Origin of the sequence: Pseudomonas sp. WS 5532 (assembly GCF_012985445.1) — a bacterium.
Taxonomy (GTDB): Bacteria; Pseudomonadota; Gammaproteobacteria; order Pseudomonadales; family Pseudomonadaceae; genus Aquipseudomonas; species Aquipseudomonas edaphica.
The window spans coordinates 1-3,486 of record NZ_JAAQWK010000047.1; the positions used below are offsets into that span (position 1 = coordinate 1).

The 3,486-nt window shown below is 56.0% G+C and carries 1 protein-coding gene; it reads left to right on the top strand.

The window, feature by feature from the left end:
• The coding region (locus HBO23_RS33510; protein ID WP_346343068.1) for an immunoglobulin-like domain-containing protein at window positions 1–3,486 on the top strand (3,486 nt) is incomplete at both ends.

Here is a 3,486-nt window from a genome sequence, read left to right on the forward strand (position 1 = left end):
TCAAAGCTGGTGACACCGTCGGCACCGTAACCGTCCCTGCGCCTAGCGATGACGTGTTCATCGACAAGAGCACCCAAACCGTCAAGATCACCGACACCGCTGGCGGTAACTTCGAAAAACTGGAAGTTGCAGGTAACGGCGCAACCACCACCATCAACGACACCATCGACAAAGTGGATGTGGTGCTGACCGCCACCACCACCGTTGGCGAAGGCGGCAACATCGTTTACACCGCGTCGCTGGTCGACAAGTCGGGTAATGCGGTGACCAACATCACCAACCCACTGACTGTGACTTTGGATAACGGCCAAACCATTACCATCGGTGTGAATCAATCGAACGGCAGCGTGACCGTTGTAGCTCCAGATGACGTGTACAAGGGCGACCAGACTGTCACTACCGCCATCACCAACGTGACCGGCGGCGCGCACTTCGAGAATCTGGTGCCAGGCACTACGCCTGTTAGCACCACCGTCACCGATACTCCGGGTACCGATAACACCACCACCGTCACGTTAACCGCGCCAAGTGAAGTCAATGAAGGTGGTCAAATCACCTACACCGCCACCTTGAGCAACAAGGCCGGTACTGACGTAACGCTGAAGTTGGATAACGGTTCATCTATCACCATCAAAGCTGGTGACACCGTTGGCTCCGTGACTGTTGCGGCACCAAGCGATGACGTGTTCATCGATAAGAGCACTCAGACGGTCAAGATCACTGACACCACTGGCGGTAACTTCGAGAAGCTGGAAGTTGCAGGCGACGGCGCAACCACCACGATCAACGACACCATCGACAAGGTCGATGTGGTTCTGACCGCAACGACCACAGTGGGCGAAGGCGGCAACATCGTCTACACCGCCAGCCTTGTGGATAAAAACGGCGCGGCAGTGACCAACATCACCAACCCGCTGACCGTGACCTTGGATAACGGCCAGACCATCACCATCGGTGTGAACCAGTCGAACGGCAGCGTGACCGTTGTAGCTCCAGATGATGTGTACAAGGGCGACCAGACCGTCACTACTGCTATCACTAATGTGACTGGCGGTGAGCACTTCGAGAATCTGGTGCCGGGTACTACGCCGGTTAGCACCACTGTCACCGATACTCCGGGCACTGATAACACCACCACCGTGACACTGACCGCGCCAAGCGACGTCAACGAAGGCGGTCAGATTACGTACACCGCTACGCTTTCCAATAAAGCAGGCACTGACGTAACGCTGAAGTTGGATAACGGTTCGTCTATCACCATCAAAGCTGGCGATACCGTTGGCTCCGTGACTGTTGCAGCGCCAGGCGATGACGTGTTCATCGACAAGAGCACTCAGACCGTCAAGATCACCGACACCACTGGCGGCAACTTCGAGAAGCTGGAAGTGGCTGGTGATGGTGCAACTACGACCATCAACGACACCATCGACAAGGTCGATGTGGTTCTGACCGCCACCACCACCGTTGGTGAAGGCGGCAATATCGTTTACACCGCCAGCCTTGTGGATAAAAACGGCGCGGCAGTGACCAACATCACCAATCCGCTGACTGTGACTTTGGATAATGGCCAGACCATCACCATCGGCGTGAATCAGTCCAGCGGCAACGTCACAGTTGTAGCTCCGGATGACGTGTACAAGGGCGACCAGACCGTCACAACCGCTATCACTAATGTGACCGGCGGTGAGCACTTCGAAAACTTGGTGCCAGGTACCACGCCGGTCAGCACCACCGTCACCGATACACCGGGTACTGATAACACCACTACCGTTACGCTGACCGCGCCAAACGAAGTCAATGAAGGTGGTCAAATCACCTACACCGCGACCTTGAGCAACAAGGCCGGTACTGACGTAACCCTGAAACTCGACAATGGTTCGAGCATCATCATCAAAGCTGGCGACACCGTCGGCTCTGTGACCGTTGCTGCACCTGGCGATGACGTGTTCATCGATAAGAGCACCCAGACCGTCAAGATCACTGACACCACTGGCGGCAACTTCGAAAAACTGGAAGTTGCCGGCGACGGCGCAACCACCACGATCAACGACACCATCGACAAAGTGGATGTGGTCCTGACCGCCACCACTACCGTCGGCGAAGGCGGCAACATCGTTTACACCGCGTCGCTGGTCGACAAGTCGGGTAATGCGGTGACCAACATCACCAACCCGCTGACCGTGACTTTGGATAACGGCCAGACCATCACCATCGGCGTTAATCAGTCCAGCGGCAACGCCACAGTTGTAGCTCCGGATGACGTGTACAAGGGCGACCAGACCGTCACTACCGCTATTACTAATGTGACTGGCGGCGAGCACTTCGAAAATCTGGTGCCAGGTATTACACCGGTGAGCACCACCGTCACCGACACTCCGGGCACTGATAACACCACTACCGTTACGCTGACCGCACCTAGCGAAGTCAACGAAGGCGGCCAGATTACTTACACTGCCACCTTGAGCAACAAGGCCGGCACTGACGTAACCCTGAAACTCGACAATGGTTCGAGCATCATCATCAAAGCTGGCGACACCGTCGGCTCTGTGACCGTTGCTGCACCTGGCGATGACGTGTTCATCGACAAGAGCACTCAGACCGTCAAGATCACCGACACCACTGGCGGTAACTTCGAGAAGTTGGAAGTGGCTGGTGATGGTGCAACTACGACCATTAACGACACCATCGACAAGGTCGATGTGGTTCTGACCGCAACGACCACAGTGGGTGAAGGCGGCAACATCATCTACACCGCCAGCCTTGTGGATAAAAACGGCGCGGCAGTGTCTAACATCACCAACCCGTTGACCGTGACCCTGGATAATGGCCAGACCATTACCATCGGTGTGAATCAGTCGAATGGCAGCGTTACCGTTGTAGCTCCAGATGACGTGTACAAGGGCGATCAGACCGTCACTACCGCTATCACTAACGTGACTGGCGGTGAGCACTTCGAGAATTTGGTTCCAGGTACAACGCCGGTCAACACTACCGTCACCGACACTCCGGGTACCGATAACACCACAACCGTCACGCTGACGGCTCCCTCTGCAGTGAACGAGGGTGGTCAGATCACCTACACCGCTACGCTCTCCAATAAAGCGGGCACTGACGTCACGCTGAAGTTGGATAACGGTTCGACCATCACCATCAAGGCTGGCGACACCGTCGGCACCGTGACTGTCCCTGCGCCAAGCGATGACGTGTTCATCGATAAGAGCACTCAGACGGTCAAGATCACCGACACTGCTGGCGGCAACTTCGAGAAGCTGGAAGTGGCGGGTGATGGTGCAACCACGACTATCAACGACACCATCGACAAGGTCGATGTGGTCCTGACCGCCACCACCACCGTTGGTGAAGGCGGCAATATCGTCTACACCGCCAGCCTTGTGGATAAAAACGGCGCGCCGGTGACTAACATCACCAACCCGTTGACCGTCACTCTCGATAATGGCCAGACCATCACCATCGGTGTGAATCAGT